General features: G+C 65.3%; 14 protein-coding genes, 1 tRNA gene and 1 pseudogene. 12 read left to right on the forward strand and 4 right to left on the reverse strand.

The genetic code is table 11. The features are described from left to right. Positions 1-73: 73 nt before the first annotated feature. The 4 genes and pseudogenes from Q0263_RS06515 to Q0263_RS06530 all read left to right on the forward strand — a co-directional run bounded on the left by Q0263_RS06515 (position 74) and on the right by Q0263_RS06530 (position 3,266). Positions 74-376, forward strand: coding sequence for a helix-turn-helix domain-containing protein (locus Q0263_RS06515; RefSeq protein WP_298014524.1), 303 nt, complete (start codon positions 74-76; stop codon positions 374-376). A 36-nt stretch (positions 377-412) separates the two neighbouring features. Continuing rightward, positions 413-1,981: a glutamate--cysteine ligase gene (gene gshA / locus Q0263_RS06520; RefSeq protein ID WP_298014525.1), complete on the forward strand. Its 1,569-nt coding sequence runs from the start codon at positions 413-415 to the stop codon at positions 1,979-1,981. Positions 1,982-2,042: 61 nt separating this feature from the next. Continuing rightward, positions 2,043-2,507: pseudogene (locus Q0263_RS06525) on the forward strand (GNAT family N-acetyltransferase); the annotation flags it as partial. A 45-nt stretch (positions 2,508-2,552) separates the two neighbouring features. Next, the gene (locus tag Q0263_RS06530; RefSeq protein WP_298014948.1) at positions 2,553-3,266 is read left to right on the forward strand and encodes an SDR family oxidoreductase; all 714 of its coding nucleotides are present in this window, start codon (positions 2,553-2,555) and stop codon (positions 3,264-3,266) included. A 6-nt stretch (positions 3,267-3,272) separates the two neighbouring features. Here the strand turns inward: Q0263_RS06530 and Q0263_RS06535 are convergent, their stop codons facing one another. Continuing rightward, on the reverse strand, positions 3,273-6,515 hold the full coding sequence (locus tag Q0263_RS06535; protein WP_298014526.1) for an autotransporter domain-containing protein: 3,243 nt from the start codon (positions 6,513-6,515) through the stop codon (positions 3,273-3,275). 328 nt (positions 6,516-6,843) lie between these two features. Continuing rightward, positions 6,844-7,326, reverse strand: a complete 483-nt coding sequence (locus Q0263_RS06540) for an Lrp/AsnC family transcriptional regulator (RefSeq protein WP_298014528.1) — start codon at positions 7,324-7,326, stop codon at positions 6,844-6,846. A gap of 86 nt (positions 7,327-7,412) precedes the next feature. Between Q0263_RS06540 and Q0263_RS06545 the strand changes: the two genes are divergently transcribed. Genes Q0263_RS06545 through Q0263_RS06560 form a run of 4 tightly spaced genes read left to right on the forward strand, consistent with a single transcriptional unit; the run spans position 7,413 to position 9,632 of the window. Further along, positions 7,413-8,303, forward strand: a complete 891-nt coding sequence (locus tag Q0263_RS06545; protein ID WP_298014529.1) for an EamA family transporter — start codon at positions 7,413-7,415, stop codon at positions 8,301-8,303. A 39-nt stretch (positions 8,304-8,342) separates the two neighbouring features. Next, positions 8,343-8,621 carry a type II toxin-antitoxin system RelE/ParE family toxin gene (locus tag Q0263_RS06550; RefSeq protein WP_298014531.1) on the forward strand — a complete coding sequence of 93 codons (279 nt, stop codon included), beginning with the start codon at positions 8,343-8,345 and terminating at the stop codon, positions 8,619-8,621. 11 nt (positions 8,622-8,632) lie between these two features. Then, a complete protein-coding gene (locus tag Q0263_RS06555; protein ID WP_298014533.1) occupies positions 8,633-8,935 on the forward strand; it encodes a HigA family addiction module antitoxin in 303 nt (100 codons plus the stop codon). A 37-nt stretch (positions 8,936-8,972) separates the two neighbouring features. Then, the gene (locus tag Q0263_RS06560; RefSeq protein WP_298014535.1) at positions 8,973-9,632 is read left to right on the forward strand and encodes a hypothetical protein; all 660 of its coding nucleotides are present in this window, start codon (positions 8,973-8,975) and stop codon (positions 9,630-9,632) included. Positions 9,633-9,650: 18 nt separating this feature from the next. Here the strand turns inward: Q0263_RS06560 and Q0263_RS06565 are convergent. Then, positions 9,651-9,725, reverse strand: a tRNA-Arg gene (locus tag Q0263_RS06565). A 206-nt stretch (positions 9,726-9,931) separates the two neighbouring features. On the opposite strand from Q0263_RS06565, the gene Q0263_RS06570 reads away from it, so the two are divergent. From Q0263_RS06570 to Q0263_RS06585, 4 genes are all read left to right on the forward strand, one after another. Continuing rightward, positions 9,932-10,843, forward strand: a complete 912-nt coding sequence (locus Q0263_RS06570) for a c-type cytochrome (RefSeq protein ID WP_298014537.1) — start codon at positions 9,932-9,934, stop codon at positions 10,841-10,843. A gap of 137 nt (positions 10,844-10,980) precedes the next feature. Then, entirely contained in the window at positions 10,981-11,982 is a 1,002-nt protein-coding gene (locus Q0263_RS06575; RefSeq protein WP_298014949.1) for a nitronate monooxygenase, read from the forward strand. Further along, positions 11,979-12,710 carry an enoyl-CoA hydratase-related protein gene (locus tag Q0263_RS06580; protein WP_298014539.1) on the forward strand — a complete coding sequence of 244 codons (732 nt, stop codon included), beginning with the start codon at positions 11,979-11,981 and terminating at the stop codon, positions 12,708-12,710. The genes Q0263_RS06575 and Q0263_RS06580 overlap by 4 nt, the downstream gene beginning before the upstream one ends. Positions 12,711-12,922: 212 nt before the next feature. Beyond that, a complete protein-coding gene (locus Q0263_RS06585) occupies positions 12,923-13,150 on the forward strand; it encodes a hypothetical protein (protein WP_298014541.1) in 228 nt (75 codons plus the stop codon). A gap of 83 nt (positions 13,151-13,233) precedes the next feature. Here Q0263_RS06585 and Q0263_RS06590 read toward each other — a convergent pair whose 3' ends face one another. Then, positions 13,234-15,438: a UvrD-helicase domain-containing protein gene (locus Q0263_RS06590; protein ID WP_298014543.1), complete on the reverse strand. Its 2,205-nt coding sequence runs from the start codon at positions 15,436-15,438 to the stop codon at positions 13,234-13,236.

The raw sequence follows: 15,438 nt of genomic DNA on the forward strand, positions 1-15,438 counted from the left end.
TACACATTTCGTGATACATTCGCTCACGTATGCGCGCAGTAGCCAATAACAATATCTCTACGGGGGGACTACCATGACACAACTGACCGCTCGCGAACACGACTGCCTGTACTGGGCTTCCCAAGGCAAGACCAGCTGGGAAATGGGCCGCATCCTGGGCATCACGGAACGGACGGCCAACTTCCACATCGCCAACTCATGCGACAAGCTGGGAGTCAGGTCGCGCCAGGCCGCCATCACCCAGGCGCTGCAGCGCAAGCTGCTGGATCTGGACAAATTCACCCGGACGGGATCGCCGGAATACCGCCAGGACAAGTCCGGCCCCGCACCGCCCCGCCTGCGACATCTTGCCGGGACCGTGCCCTGCGTCAGCTAAAATCGGTTTATTCAGACCAACCCGGTACCGTATATCATGACCCAGGCCTTCGACCGGCGCAGCCTGCTCGCTGCCCATCCCGAGCTGTTGCGCACGATCCGGCGCGGCATCGAGAAAGAAGGCCTGCGGGTGGATGCCGGGGGGACGCTGGCACGCACGCCGCACCCCGTTTCGCTGGGCGCGGCGCTGACCAACCCCCGCATCACCACGGACTATTCCGAAGCGCTCCTGGAACTCGTCACCAGCCCGGATGCGTCGCCCGACGCCCTGATCCGCGAACTGACCGACATCCACACCTTCGTCGCGCTGCGCAATCCCGACGAGGCCATCTGGAACCAGTCCATGCCGGCCCACCTGCCGGCGCAGGCCGACATCCCGGTCGCCTGGTACGGCACGTCCAACACCGGCATGCTCAAGCACGTCTACCGCCAGGGCCTGGCCTGGAGATACGGAAAGATCATGCAATGCATCGCGGGGGTGCATTACAACTTTTCCCTGCCGGAATCCGCCTGGGATCTGCTGATCCCGGGCGGCACGCCGAAGGAACGGCGCAACGCGGGCTACATGGGGCTGATCCGCAACTTCATGCGCCATTCCTGGCTGCTGATGTACCTGTTCGGCGCCTCGCCCGCCATGTCGCGCAGCTTCCTGCAGAACGCCGGCCTGGAAGCCCAGCTGACCCACCTGAGCCCCGACACCTACTGCCTGCCCTGGGCCACCAGCCTGCGCATGAGCGACCTGGGCTACAAGAACCCCACGCAATCCGAACTGCACCTCTGCTACAACGACCTGGACACCTTCACGGCCCGCATCCACGCAGCCGTCACCACGCCCTGGCCCGCCTACGAAGCCATCGGCACCCACCGCGACGGCCAGCGCATCCAGCTGAACACCAACATCCTGCAGATCGAGAACGAGTACTACGCCACGATCCGGCCCAAACAGACGGCCGGGCGCTGCGAGCGGCCCAACACCATCCTGCACCAGCGCGGCATCCAGTACGTGGAAGCGCGCTGCATGGACATCGACCCCTGGGAACCGGCTGGCATATCCGCGGACACCAGCCGCTTCCTGGACGCCTTCCTGCTGTACTGCGCCCTGGAAGACAGCCCCCTGTTTCCCGCGCCCGGCACCTGCCAGGAAAGCCAGGCCAATTTCGCGCTCGTCGCCCGCGAAGGCCGCCGGCCCGGTCTGCGGCTCATGCACGAAGGCCAGGCCGTCGGACTGCAGGACTGGGCCGACCGCATCCTGTCGGGCATCGCGCCCTACGCCGAACTGCTGGATCAGCACACGGGCGACCGCGGGCACATGGCCACGCTGGACCAGCAGCGCCACAAGGTGCAGGACGCGTCCGCCACGCCCTCCGCCCGCCTGCTGGCGGCGCTGCGCGACAGCGGCCAGGAATTCCACGACTGGACGCTGGCGCAAAGCCAGGCCCACTGGGCCGTCCTGCAGGCCCGCGGCCTGCCCGCCGACACCTTGGCCGCCTACGACCAGGCCGCCCGGGATTCCCTGGCCGAACAGGCCGCCCTGGAAGCATCGGACACGGAAAGCTTCGAAGATTACGTCGCCCGATTCCACGCGGCCCTGGTGAAAGCGGCCTGAATTCCATGGCCGCGCACACGGGCGCCGTGCGGGGCATCCTCGCCGGGGAAGGCGCGAGGCCATGAGGCGGACGCCCCCCGCCGTCCGCCTGCGCGATTTTCAGCCGGGCGACGCCGACGCCCTCGCGCGGCTGCTCCATGAATCGGTCCGTGAAATCGGCGCCCGGGATTACAGCCAGGCGCAGGTCGAGGCATGGAGTCCCGCCCCCGCCGGCGCGGCTGCGTTTCTGCGGCGCGTCTCCGACGGCAGGCGGGTCCTGGTCGCGATCGATCAGGCGGACCGGCCGGCCGGTTTCATCGAACTCTGCGCCGACGGCTATATAGACTGCTTCTACTGCCACCCCCGCGCTGCGGGAACCGGCGTTGGCGCGATACTGTATGCGCGCCTTGAATCGATCGCGCGGGACATGGGCATGCGATCGCTGCGAGTCGATGCCAGCGAAGCGGCCAGACGCTTCTTCCTGTCACGCGGCTTTCGCGTCATCCAGCGCCGGGAACTCGAACGCAACGGCGTCCCGATCCACAACTTCAGGATGGAAAAAGCAAGAATCGCTCAACCGCAAGGAGTTCCCATGACACAGTCCAGCAACGACAAAGCGCCGGTCATCCTGCTCATCGGCGCCTCGCGCGGCCTCGGGTACGCCATGGCGGCGGAATGTCTGGAAAGAGGATGGAACATCGTCGGCACCGTGCGCCCCGGCGCCCGGACCCCGCTGCACGATCTGGCGGACACGCATCCGGGCCGAGTCACGGTCGAACGACTCGACGTCACCGAGCCTGATCAGATCGCCGCACTGCACGACCGGCTCTCGGGCAGCCGCTTCGACATCCTGTTCGTCAACGCCGGCACCGCAAACGACCGCCAGGACGAAACCATCGCCCAGGTCTCCACGGAGGAATTCGTGAACGTCATGATCACGAACGCACTCAGCCCGATGCGCGTCGTCGAAGCGCTGCAGGACCTGGTGCCCGCCGACGGCCTGATCGGCATCATGTCCTCGGGGCAAGGCAGCATCGCCGGCAATGAAAAAGGCGGACACGAGGTGTATCGCGGCAGCAAGTCGGCCCTGAACCAGTACATGCGCAGCTACGCCGCCCGCCATGCCGGAGAACCGCGCGCCCTCTTGCTGCTGGCGCCCGGCTGGATCCGGACCGCCCTGGGCGGGCCGGACGCGCCGTTCGGCATCGAGGAAGCCATCCCGGACATCGTGAACACGCTGCTCTCGAAGCGCGGCAAGCCCGGGCTGGAATATCTGGATCGCCTGGGCCGCGCCATTCCGTGGTGATGCAACTCAGAACCGTATGTTCAGATCAGCCTCCGCGCCATTGTCATAGGAGCCGGAACCGAACTGCCCCGTGTAGGAGATGCGGAACGTGGCATCGCGGCCGACCGCGAAGTCCAGGCCGGTCCGCAGGACGGCGGCATCCTCGGCGATCGGCACGCCCGCTACGGTGAAGGCATCTCCGCCGGAGAAGGCCAGCGTCGTCCGCGGCGTGGTGTTGCCGTAGGCATGACGCCACCCGATCATGCCGCGCGCCGTTGCCGACGCGCGGCCCAGGTCGACCTGCGTCGTGGCCCAAAGGCCGAGTGTGGTGAACGTGGTATCGGTGTTCCGGGACGAGCTGCTCAGCGCGGCGGCGCCGCCCTGCTCGGTGAAGCCGTCCGTGTGCAACCTGGCATACGCCAGATTGGCGAAGGGCTCGAACGAGGCTGCTGCCGTGTCGATGCGGTAGCCGAGTTCGCCGAACGCCTGGAAAGTGCCGGCATCGTAGTCGGCGGTCAGCCTGTCGGCGAAGCCGGAAAACGCCACCGCGCGACGAGTCGAGACATCGTGCCAGGAGTAGGCCGCGCCGACCCGCAGACCGAGCGCGCCACGCTGCGTGCCGCCGTAGACGCCCAGGTGGTAATTGTCGCTCGACCCGGACGCATCCAGGCCATCGGCGCTGAAGCGGTCGTGACTGTAGCCCGCCAGGATGCCCAGCCGCAGGCGCGGCGCCACCAGCCCGTCCACTCCGGCGAGGAAGCCCCCGGTGGACCGGTGCTGCCCTGCGGCATTGCCATCGCCATCCGTGTCGCCCCATGAACCGAACGTCGATCCCCAGGCGGAAAAGCGCCCGTCATGGGCCGGCGCGGACGCAGTGCCCAGACCGGGCAGAGATCCGCTGTCGGAGACCGTGGAGCCGCCATAACCATAGGCCAGCAGATGCGGCGCCGGTGCGCCGGCATCCTCGAAAGCGACACGGAGACGGCCGTCGATCGCATCGCGGACGAAATGGCTGCTTTCGAGCAGCATGCCTCTGGCGGACGCATGCGCGTCGCCGGCAAGCTGGTCCATGGCTGCACGCGCCTGAGCGGCGGAAAGATTGACCAATGCGCCATAGACAGGGCTGTCCATGCCCAGGCTTTCCGCGCCGGCGCCCACGGCGCGCTGGTTGGGCGTGAAGCCGACGGCCGCGAAGTCGGTGGTGTTGCGCGCCATGGACAGATAGAGATGATTCGCGTCGTAGCTGAGCGACGGCGTCAGGAAGGCCAGGTTCGAGGCCACGCTGAAATCACTGTTCCTGGTAATGCCGCCATCGGCGGTCAGGAGGGTGTAGTCGGTCCGCGTCGCATAGGTGCCGGAGCCGGCCAGCACTTTCACGGTCCCTCCGTTGATCGTGGCCGCGCCGCTGGCGACGATCCGATCCGATTGCCCCGCCGCATTGATCTCGGCCGCGTAGGTCGAGCCAGGGGCGAAGGTGATGTCGGCTACCTTGATCGTCCCGATGGAGTTGCCGGGGGCCAGCGTACCGCCCGAAGCGACGGTCACATGCTCCAGGGTGCCGATGCCGCCCAGCGTGCCGGCCGTATTCACATTCACGTTACCCGAAAGGCTAGCGCCCGGGTGGCTGTCGTCGCCCACCGTCAGCGTGCCGCCTTCGACTGAAGTCGTCCCCGCATAGGCGGTGCTTGCGCCGTTCAGCGCCAGCACGCCCGCGCCTTTCTTCGTCAGCGTGCCGGAACCGGAAATGACCGAATCGAGGGTGGCAGCGTCCGTGAAATCGGCGACGATCCGACCGTCGTTGACGATGGAGGCACCGGTGAACCTGCCCGCGAGGCCGCCCGTGCCTAGATTGAAGGTGCCGGGAGCATAGAGCTTCAGCACGGAAGTGGACACGGCGCCGCCGTTGACGAGATTCAGCGTACCGGAGCTGCCATAGCCGAGATGGATGTTCTTTATATTGTCCCAAGCCGACCCGCTGCCGTCCACGGTGATCGTGGTGCCGGCCGTCCCGACATCGCCAATCAGCGCCTGACCGGTCGTCAGGTGACCGCCCGCCGTCACGTCGACCGTCGTGCCGGCGGCGCCGCTATACGTCCAGAACCAGGAAGCCGACCCGTCGCCCACGACCGCATTCCAGTCCGAGCCGGCTCCGGTGATCGAAACCCGTGTCTGCGCGCCGGCCGTGCTTTGTCCGATGAAAGCGCCATTGGTTTTCAGGGTGCCTCCGCTCTGGATGGTCAGCACGCCAGACCCGGCTCCCTGCCCCAGATAGAACTGCCCAGCGGTAGCATCCACTGCACCATGGTCCGCGATACCCAGGGTCCCGTCATAGCCGGTACCAACCCTCAATCCGCCCGCACCCAGATTCCAGGCCGAACCCCTTCCGGTCACGGTCGCGGAGCTGCCACTGTTGCCGAAGACGGTCCCCCCACGACTTGCGACGGTCCCGCCATTCTTGACGATCAACGTGCCACGCCCCGCCTTGCCGACATCCAGACTGCCCGGCGTCACATCAACGGACCCGCCATCCACAATCAAGGTGCCATCACCGGTCGCTCCGACGCCCAGCGTCATCCCCTGAAAGCCAGTCACGAGGCCACCCGCAGTCACATTCAACGTGCCTGTACCGTCATACCCGACATAGAAATTGCCCGGATATCCTACTGGGCCCACGCTTTCCAGAGTCGCGGCTCCTGACCCGCCTCCGACACTCACCGTGCCATTGCTGCCCGCCTGATTGCCGATCAGCACCGACCCCGCCAGGCTGCCAGTGGTCTTCACCGTCCCGCCATTCGAGATATCCAGCGTCCCGGCGCCAGTGTCGCCTACGACGATGGCGCCGCCGCGCTGACCGAATCCCGGGGAATTGCCGTCGTTGTCCCACACCGCGCCGCTGCCCGAGACCTCGACCTTGCCGCCGGTGTCGATGACTGCGTTACGGGAATTAGCGGTCCCGCTCTGAACCCGCGCGGTGCCGCTCTTGACGTTGACGTCCGTTGAAGAATCGGGCGTCGACGCGGGCGACCACTGACCGGAGTCGGACCAGTCCCCATCGCCGCCACCCCAGTCCGCACCGAACGCAGGCGTCGGAAGAGTCGTCATCGCGAAGACGCCCGAGAGCGCCACGACCAGGGTCAGGTTCCTCTGCCCACGCCATCCGCCGCCATGCCCGAAGCCGGCGCCGCGCGTTCGCCGCCGGGATGTGGATGACGGCTCCGGCGCTTTGGCGGATCGCTGCGGGGATCCGAGAAGAAGGGTCGCTTCGCTCATAGTGTGCTGTCCAGGATGATCCCGGCACAATCGCCCTGAACGGAAACCCGACTTTTCCAGCGGCCCGCATTCCGCAGAAGGTCATGAAGTGAACGCCATTCCGCCCGCTGGCTCCGCCCGGGATGTCCATGTCGCCATAGGGGTTTGGGTACAGTATCACCGCAATCACAATTGGAAACAATGGTGTGACATCAGTAGTTTCCCCGATCACGGCACATCATGCCGTGATCTCCTCCATACAGCTTCCGGCACTTTGAGAATTACCGCTGGAGGGCCTTGACCCAATGCGGCGGGGACGGCGTCACCAACCGCATCTGACCCCAGTTCCCTATGCTTCCTGCGATCCAGGCAGCGGCAGGCCGCGCAGTTGGACGGGTGTGCTTTGAACGATACTGGTTGTGGTCTGGCCATAGACGAGGAACTGGTCGAGCACCTGATCGAGCTGGTCGATCGACGGCAGATAGACTTTAAGCACGAAGCAATCCTCTCCCGTGACGCGATGGCATTCGACCACCTGCGGCAGCGCGCGTGCCAGTTCCGCGATCTTTGGAAGCTGGCCCGGCACTGGCCGCACACGCACATAGGCCGACACGGGGTACCCGAGCGCAACAGGGTCGACCTCCAAACGATAGCCGCGAATCACGCCCGCCTCTTCCAATCGCAGGACGCGCTCGCGCACCGCCGGCGCCGACATGCCGACACGACGCGCAAGCTCTGAGATGCTGAGGCGCGGATCATCGAGCAGCAGGCTCAGCAGCTCGACATTGCGCCGGTCGCGCAGCAATTCCGATGTTTGTAGGTGAAAAGACATTTTTTATGATAAATAAAAATGTTGAATGGCTATATTACCTTCATATCTACATTTATTGACTGCATTTATCTTCCTATGATGGAGTCATGGCTTCCAATGGCTCCGTTCCCGCAATTATCTCCGCATCGACACTCGCTGATCGGCTGCCGCCGCATGTCTTCTTTTTTGTCAGTGCGGTATTCCACTATCTCGGCCCCTCCTTCGCCGTGCTGCTGTTCGCAAGCCTCGCACCACCGGGCGTCGCATGGCTGCGGATTGCCAGCGCCGGTTTGATCTTTGCGCTGTGGCGCAGACCATGGCGCACTTTCACGACGCTGCCTGCACGGGACAAGAGGATCATCATGGGACTGGGCGTCATCCTGGGCCTGATGAACACGCTGTTCTACGAAGCTATCGCCCGACTGCCGCTGGCGACGGTGGGCGCGATCGAATTCCTTGGCCCGATCGCACTCGCGGCTTGGGGCATGCGGACGCGGCGCAACCTCGCTGCGATCACACTGGCAGCAGGCGGCGTCTATGTTCTGACGGATGTCCGCATCGGGGGCGAGCTGCTCGGCTACCTCTTCGCCTTTGCCAACTGCGTATTGTTCATGGGCTATATCATCCTAGGACACCGCATCTCGGCTGGCGGCGCAGGGGTATCCGGCATTGACCGGCTGGGCTGCGCCATGCTCGCCGCGACAGTCGCGGCATTGCCCTTCGGCATCAATGATGCTCTGCCAGCCTTCGCCAACCCCATGCTGCTGGCGGCTGCCATTGGTGTCGGCGTGTCGTCGTCCGTCATTCCCTACGTCTGTGACCAGCTCGCAATGGCGCGACTTCCCCGCGCCAGTTTTGCCCTGTTGCTGTCGCTGCTGCCGGCAAGCGCCACAGTGATCGGCTTTATCGTGCTGCGCCAGACCCCCACACCTGCAGAACTGTTCGGGATCACACTCGTCATCGCTGGCGTGGCGCTGCACCGTTCGTCAGACGCCTAACAGCTTGACGTTGAACGATAAACGATATACGATAAACGCATGATAAAAAGCTTCCGGTGCGGAGAGACACAGGCTCTTTACGAAGGCAAAAATGTCAGGCGCTTTGCCAATTTTCGATCGGTTGCCGAGCGCAAACTACAAATGCTCGACAGCGCCAGCACCTTGGATTTTCTGCGCTCACCACCCGGCAATCGCCTGGAGGCCCTGAAAGGAAACCGTGCAGGACAACACAGCATCCGGGTCAATAGCCAATGGCGTATTTGCTTTGTCTGGACCACCGAAGGTCCTGAATACGTCGAGATCGTCGACTACCACTAAGGAAATACATCATGGCCAGAAACGGTATGCGCCCTATCCATCCCGGTGAAATCCTACGCGAGGAATATCTAGCCCCCATCGGCATGAGTGTCAACGCCCTGGCTACTCATTTGCGCGTTCCCGCGACGCGCATCAATGAAATCGTCCGTGAGCGGCGCGGCATCACACCCGACACCGCTCTGCGGCTCGCTGCGTTCTTTGGGGGCGACGCAAGCTCATGGCTGAACCTGCAGCAGGCCTTCGATCTGAAGTCGGTCGACGAGAAAACCGTCGAACAGATCATCAAGGAAATCCAACCGCTGGAACACGCCTAAGGCCGCCGGTACCATCAAACTGAACCATGACTCCCACATGCCCGATCGGCATCAAACCGGTATGAAGGCAAGCAACCCTATGGAAAACATACCCGACTACTGGCGTGACCACTTTCGGGAGATGGAAAAGCTGACAAAGAAAGGCGCTGACGAACACCTGGCATTGCGCCATGTCCTGTTGTCTCTACGAGACATGCCATATGCACGCCCAGTTCAAGGGAACACGGTCCGGGGCTGCATCACGGAATGGACCGGCACCTGCTCAGCCAAACACATGGCCGCGCACGAGTGGCTCACTTTGCTGGGTTACCACCCGATATTCTGGATGGCATGCTATGCCATCGACTTCAAGCAACCCTATTTTTCCGACCAGTTGCGCGCCGTCGCCAAGGGCATTGAAGTCTACGATGTTCACAATTTCTTGACGTGCGACCTTGGCCACGGCGAAATCATCATCGATATTACGTTTCCAGCCTATTTAGGCCGCTACGGCTTTCCCGTCACCATTGACTGGAACGGAACCGATGACTTCACGCTCTGTTGCAATCCGCAGAACCGGATCGCCCTGGACAGCATTGATACTGCGGACCAACGCAAACGATGTTGGCTGCGGTCACTGAACACAGACGAGACGTATCAAATCAGGGAAGCCGCAATCCAGGAAATGTCACGCTATGCCGGCCACGAAAGGCCATGACCCATTGATTCTTATATATGGCGCGCCCGACAGGAATCGAACCTGTATCAGAAGCTTCGGAAACTCCTATTCTATCCATTGAACTACAGGCGCACGGGTCATCGGCCTGGCGGCCGGGACATCCGCACATCGTTGCGATGCGCGGGCTCGACATTGTAGCGGGTTTATCCTATCCCTGCAGTGTGCCGGGGCTGTCGCTATAATCGAAGGTTGAGGCCTGTAACAGAAACAGTCGGGCGACACGACACCGGCGGCAGGCCAGCGGCCGCATCCCACTATCCCAGGACCAGGAACCCATCATGAGTCTCCCAGAACACGCCGAACACGCGCACGGGCACGAAAGTGCCATCAAGACCCCGAAACAGCTGCTGGTCACGGTCGTGCTGGCGTTCGTGATTCCCATCTCGGTCATCATTCTGCTGGTCAATCTGGTGGGCTCCTCGATCCGCACGGGCTATGGTTCCAACAGCCAGACCGAAGAAGCCATCGCCAAGCGCATCCAGCCGGTGGCCGGATTCAAGCTGGTCGACGCGAACGCGCCGAAGGTCTTCAAGACCGGCGAGCAGGTCTTCCAGTCCACCTGTGTGGCCTGTCACGGCGCGGGTGTGGCCGGGGCGCCGAAGTTCGGCGACAAGGACGCCTGGGCTCCGTTCATCAAACAGGGCTTCGAAGACCTGGCCAAGAACGCCATCCACGGGATCGGCGCCATGCCTCCCAAGGGCGGCAACTCCTCGCTGGACGACTTCGAAGTCGCGCGCGCCGTCGCCTACATGACCAACCAGTCCGGCGCCAACTTCCCGGAACCCAAGGAACCCGCCGGCGACAAGGCCGCCGCGCCCGCAGCGCCCGCCGCCGCGGCCAAACCCGCCGAACAGAAGCCGGCCGCCCAGGCCGCCGCCCCCAAGGCCGCCGAAAAGCCCGCCGAACAGCAGGCCGCCCCGAAGGCCGAGGCCGCCCAGGCGTCCGCCGGCAACACCGTGGGCGAAAAGCTCTACAAGTCCGTCTGCATCACCTGCCACTCGGTGGGCGTGGCCGGCGCGCCGAAGTTCGGCGACAAGGCTTCCTGGGAACCCTTCATCAAGACCGGCCTGGACTCCATGCTGAAGAAGGCCATTTCGGGCGTGGGCGCCATGCCGCCGCGCGGGGGCTCGCAGGCCACCGACGAGGAACTGAAGGCCGCCATCCAGTACATGGTGGATGCCGCCAAATAAGCCGCAGCGCAGAACCGCCGGCTCCGCCCCCCGCCGCCAGATCTGGCCCGGGGGGTTTTTCTTGCGCGACCGAACGCCGACGGCGCATCCGGGATACCCCGCATGATTCAAACGATCGTTTGAATTAGAATAAGCGCATCATTTCGCGGGAGACAATCCTCATGCCCCACCCCCTGGCAGCCTCGCTGCATCGGACCATGACCTTGCCGGTCATGGCCGCCCCCATGTTCATCGTATCCAATCCGGAACTGGTGATCGCGCAATGCGTCAGCGGCATCATCGGCTCCATGCCGGCCCTGAACGCCCGGCCTCAGGCAACGCTGGACGCCTGGCTGACGCGGATCGAGGACGGCCTGGCGGCGGCGCGCGCCGCCGATCCCGACCGACCGATCCCACCCTACGCCATCAATCACATCATCCACCAGTCCAACGACCGGCTGCAGGCGGACCTGGAAACCTGCGCCCGGCACCGCGTGCCGCTGATCATCACCAGCCTGCGGGCGCCCGGCCAGGTCGTGGACGCCGTGCACGGCTGGGGCGGCAAGGTCTTTCACGACGTCACGACCCTGAGACACGCGCGAAAGGCCATCGATGCGGGCGTGGACGGCTTGATCCTGGTCTGCGCCGGCGCCGGCGGGCACGCCGGAACCCTCTCGCCCTTCGCCCTGCTGGGCGAAGTCCGGCGGATATTCGACGGGCCGGTCTGCCTGTCGGGCGCCATCAGCCGGGGACAGGACGTGCTGGCGGCGCGCGCCATGGGCGCGGACTTCGCCTACGTCGGCACGCGCTTCATCGCCAGCGCCGAGGCCAATGCCCAGGCCGAATACAAGCAGATGATCGTCGACACGGCCGCCGCCGACATCGTCTATACCCCCTATTTCACCGGCATCCCCGGCAATTACCTGAAGCCCTGCGTGCGCAACATCGGCCTGGACCCGGACCGGCTGCCCGCGTCCCAGGGCACGAACTTCGGCAGCGACAGCAAAAAAGCCTGGCGCGACATCTGGGGGGCGGGACAGGGAGTGGGCAACATCGACGCCGTGCTGCCCACCGCCGACATCGTCGCCCGCCTGCGCGATGAATACCGACAGGCCGCCCAATCGCTGCGGGACGGCTTCATCACGGAGACTTGCTCATGATCCGCCAGACCCGCAACGGCGCCATCCTGGAAATCCTGATCGACCGGCCGGATCGGCGCAACGCCCTGACCGACGCAATGTATCGCGAGATCGACCGGGCGCTGCAAGCCGCCGACGCCGATTCCGCCTGCGCCGCCGTCATCCTGCACGGCGCGGGCGGCCACTTCACGGCCGGCAACGACCTGGCGGAATTCCAGATGCCGCACAGCAGCCGCGACGTGGGCTCGATCGCTTTCCTGCATACCCTGGCCAGCGTCAACGTGCCCGTCATCGCCGCCGTCCAGGGACAGGCGGTGGGGGTGGGCGTGACCCTGCTGGCCCACTGCGACTTCGTCTATGCCGACCGCAGCGCGGTATTCCGCCTGCCTTTCGTCTCGCTGGGCCTGTGCCCGGAGGGGGCATCCAGCTTCCTGCTGCCCCGGCTGGCGGGCCCGCGCCGCGCCGCGCAATGGCTGCTGCAGGCCCAGCCCTTCGACGCCGACGAGGCGCTGGCCGGCCGGCTGATCAGCGGCATCCAGGAAGACCCGCTGGCCGCCGCCCGCGCATGCGCCCAGGCCCTCGCCGCGCAACCCGCCCAGGCCGTTCGCGCCAGCAAGCAGCTGCTGCGGGCCCCCGAACGCGACACCGTGCACCAGGTGCTGGACGCCGAGGCGGCGGTCTTCTTCGAGCGCCTGAAAAGCGCGGAAGCCCAGGCGGCGTTCCAGCGCTTCTTCGCCCGCAAGGGATAAGCCGGGCGGAGGCCGGGCCGGCGCGACGCCCCGCGCCGGCCTCTTCTTTCGGAGCCGCGCAGCGCGGCCAGCCGGCTTTGTGGTTTTCACCACACTTCGGGGCCGATTTTTCACCCCTAAAAGAACATTAGGGTTTACCCCTAGCTTTATCCTAGGGTTTACCCTATACTGACTCTATCGAAAATCTGAATCTTCTGAAACAGGAGTCAGTCATGAACTACGCTTTCACCTCGAACCTGATGTCTGATGCGCTGGAACGCGCCTACTCTCACGCGTTTCTGACCGAAACGCAGCCCCTGTCCCTGAAGAAGGGCCTGCGCGCCGTGGGCCGTGCGCTGAGCCGGGGCGCCAAGGCTGTGGGCCGCGGCATCGTGGTCGTCATCAATTCCCAGGCCGAAGCGCGCGCCCGCAACATGCTGTACAACCGCGCCCCCTGGTAATCGAGGTCGGGGCCCCGCCCGCGCGGCGGCCCCGGCACACCGGAACGGAACAGCCGCATCGTCTTTGACGGTGCGGCTGTTTTTCATGGGCGCCTGAGGAGGTTCTTCAGGCTGCTCAGGGCGCGGTCGGGGTCCATCTCGGAGGCCCCCGGCACGGAACCATCCGCCTGCGCCTGCAAGCCCATTTCCGCGATGAACCGCGAAGGTTCGCACATGGTGTCCTCGCGCCCGCGCCGGCGCTTGCGGCACCAGCTGATCTGCAGAGTGCGCTGGGCCCGGGTGATGCCGACGTACATCAGGCGGCGCTCCTCCTGGATGCGGCGCACCCGGGCCGCCATCGCCGCCTCGCTGACGTCGCCCTCGTCGTCCCCGCCGCGATGCGGCAGCAGGCCCTCTTCCACCCCGATCAGATAGACGTGCGGAAACTCCAGGCCCTTGGACGCATGCAGGGTGGACAGCTTGACCGCATCCGGCTCCTCGTCATCCGAGCGCTCCAGCATCGTGACCAGCGCCACGTGCTGCACCAGTTCCAGCAGGGTCATGTCGTCCTCGTCGGCCTTGCGCTTGAGCCATTCCAGCAGTTCCAGCACATTGGTCCAACGCGCCTGGGCCTGGCGCTCGTCCAGCGTATCGTAGAGATGGCGTTCGTAGCCCATGGCCGCCAGCAGGTCGTCGAGCACCCGGGCGGCATTGTCTTCGCGCAGGCCGTCGATGCCCACCGCCGCGCCAGCCAGGCCCTCGGGCGCGGCCTGAAGCCCGTTCGCCGCCGGGCGCGCGGCGTCGGACGAAATCTCGCTTCCTTCCACGCCGACAGGCGCCGGATCCGGATCGAATGCCAGCAGATCGCCCTGCGTCGCCGCTCCCGGCAGAGGCGGCACCGCCCCGCCGCGCCGGGCGGCCCGCCCCTGGAAATGCTGGATCAGGTGGACGAAGCCCTGGACGGCATCCCGCTGGCGGGCCGCCGGCAGGATGGCTTCCGTCACGCCGGCGGCGACGGCGAACAGGGACACCCCCAGCCGGGCCGCCTCGCCGCCCAGGGCCTGCAAGGTGTTCTGCCCGATCCCCCGCCGGGGCGTCGTGGCCGCCCGGATGAAGGCGGGGTCCTCGTCCTCGTTGGCGATCAGGCGCAGCCAGGCCAGCACGTCGCGGATTTCCGCCTTGTCGAAAAAACTCTGGCCGCCGGACACGGTATAGGGAATGCGCAGGGTGCGCAGCGCCTGCTCCATGGTCCGGGCCTGGTGGTTGCCGCGATACAGGACGGCGAAGTCCTTCCACTGCGCCTGGCGCTCGAAACGGGATGCCGACAGCCGCATGGCGATGGATTCCGCTTCGATCAGGTCCGAATCCATCGGCGTGACGCCGATGGGGTCGCCCACGCCCAGGTCGGACCACAGCGTCTTGTCGAAGGTCTTGGGATTGTGGCTGATCACCTGATTGGCGGCCTGCAGGATGCGCTGCACCGAGCGGTAGTTCTGTTCCAGCTTGATCAGCCGCAGCTGCGGGTAATCGCGTTCCAGCTGCGCCAGGTTTTCGACCGTGGCGCCGCGCCAGGCGTAGATGGCCTGGTCGTCGTCGCCCACGGCCGTGAACATGGCCCGGTCGCCGCACAGCAGCCGCACCAGCTGGTACTGGCAGGCATTGGTGTCCTGGTATTCGTCCACCAGCAGATACTGCACTCGCGCCTGCCAGCGCTGCCGCACGGACTCGTCATCCTGCAGCAGCTGCGCCGGCAGGCGGATCAGGTCGTCGAAATCGACCGACTGATAGGCCCGCAGCGTGGCCTCGTAGCTGCGATAGACGCGGACGGCCTCCGCCTCGTCGGGCCCCTGGGCCGCCCGGGACGCGCCGTCCGGGTCCAGCTGGGCGTTCTTCCAGAGGGAAATCATCTGCTGGACGGCCCGCAGGCGGGCGCGGTCGGTGGTGGCCAGCAATTCCTGGATGATGCCCTGCGCATCGGTGGCGTCCAGAATGGAAAACCCGCGCTTGAGCCCCAGGGCCGCGTATTCCTCGCGCAGGAAGCGCAGGCCCAGGGAATGGAAGGTGCCCACCGTCAGGCCGCGCAAGAGCCGGGCTTCGACCAGGGTGCGCACGCGCTCGTTCATTTCCCGCGCCGCCTTGTTGGTGAAGGTCAGCGCCACCACGTGGCGGGCCTGGTAGCCGCATTCCTGCAGCAGATAGGCCATCTTCCGCGTGATCACGCGCGTCTTCCCGCTGCCGGCGCCGGCCAGCACCAGACAGGGGCCATTCAGATAGCGCACGGCTTCGTTCTGGCTGGGATTCAGATCCAT

Origin of the sequence: uncultured Castellaniella sp. (assembly GCF_937988725.1) — a bacterium.
GTDB lineage: Bacteria > Pseudomonadota > Gammaproteobacteria > Burkholderiales > Burkholderiaceae_B > Castellaniella.

Coding starts and splice junctions, on each gene's coding strand:
- Q0263_RS06515 (WP_298014524.1), top strand. CDS start 74: ATGACACAACTGACCGCTCGCGAACACGACTGCCTGTACTGGGCTTCC.
- gshA (WP_298014525.1), top strand. CDS start 413: ATGACCCAGGCCTTCGACCGGCGCAGCCTGCTCGCTGCCCATCCCGAG.
- Q0263_RS06530 (WP_298014948.1), top strand. CDS start 2,553: ATGACACAGTCCAGCAACGACAAAGCGCCGGTCATCCTGCTCATCGGC.
- Q0263_RS06535 (WP_298014526.1), bottom strand. CDS start 6,515: ATGAGCGAAGCGACCCTTCTTCTCGGATCCCCGCAGCGATCCGCCAAA.
- Q0263_RS06540 (WP_298014528.1), bottom strand. CDS start 7,326: ATGTCTTTTCACCTACAAACATCGGAATTGCTGCGCGACCGGCGCAAT.
- Q0263_RS06545 (WP_298014529.1), top strand. CDS start 7,413: ATGGCTTCCAATGGCTCCGTTCCCGCAATTATCTCCGCATCGACACTC.
- Q0263_RS06550 (WP_298014531.1), top strand. CDS start 8,343: ATGATAAAAAGCTTCCGGTGCGGAGAGACACAGGCTCTTTACGAAGGC.
- Q0263_RS06555 (WP_298014533.1), top strand. CDS start 8,633: ATGGCCAGAAACGGTATGCGCCCTATCCATCCCGGTGAAATCCTACGC.
- Q0263_RS06560 (WP_298014535.1), top strand. CDS start 8,973: ATGCCCGATCGGCATCAAACCGGTATGAAGGCAAGCAACCCTATGGAA.
- Q0263_RS06570 (WP_298014537.1), top strand. CDS start 9,932: ATGAGTCTCCCAGAACACGCCGAACACGCGCACGGGCACGAAAGTGCC.
- Q0263_RS06580 (WP_298014539.1), top strand. CDS start 11,979: ATGATCCGCCAGACCCGCAACGGCGCCATCCTGGAAATCCTGATCGAC.
- Q0263_RS06585 (WP_298014541.1), top strand. CDS start 12,923: ATGAACTACGCTTTCACCTCGAACCTGATGTCTGATGCGCTGGAACGC.
- Q0263_RS06590 (WP_298014543.1), bottom strand. CDS start 15,438: ATGGATCTGAATCCCAGCCAGAACGAAGCCGTGCGCTATCTGAATGGC.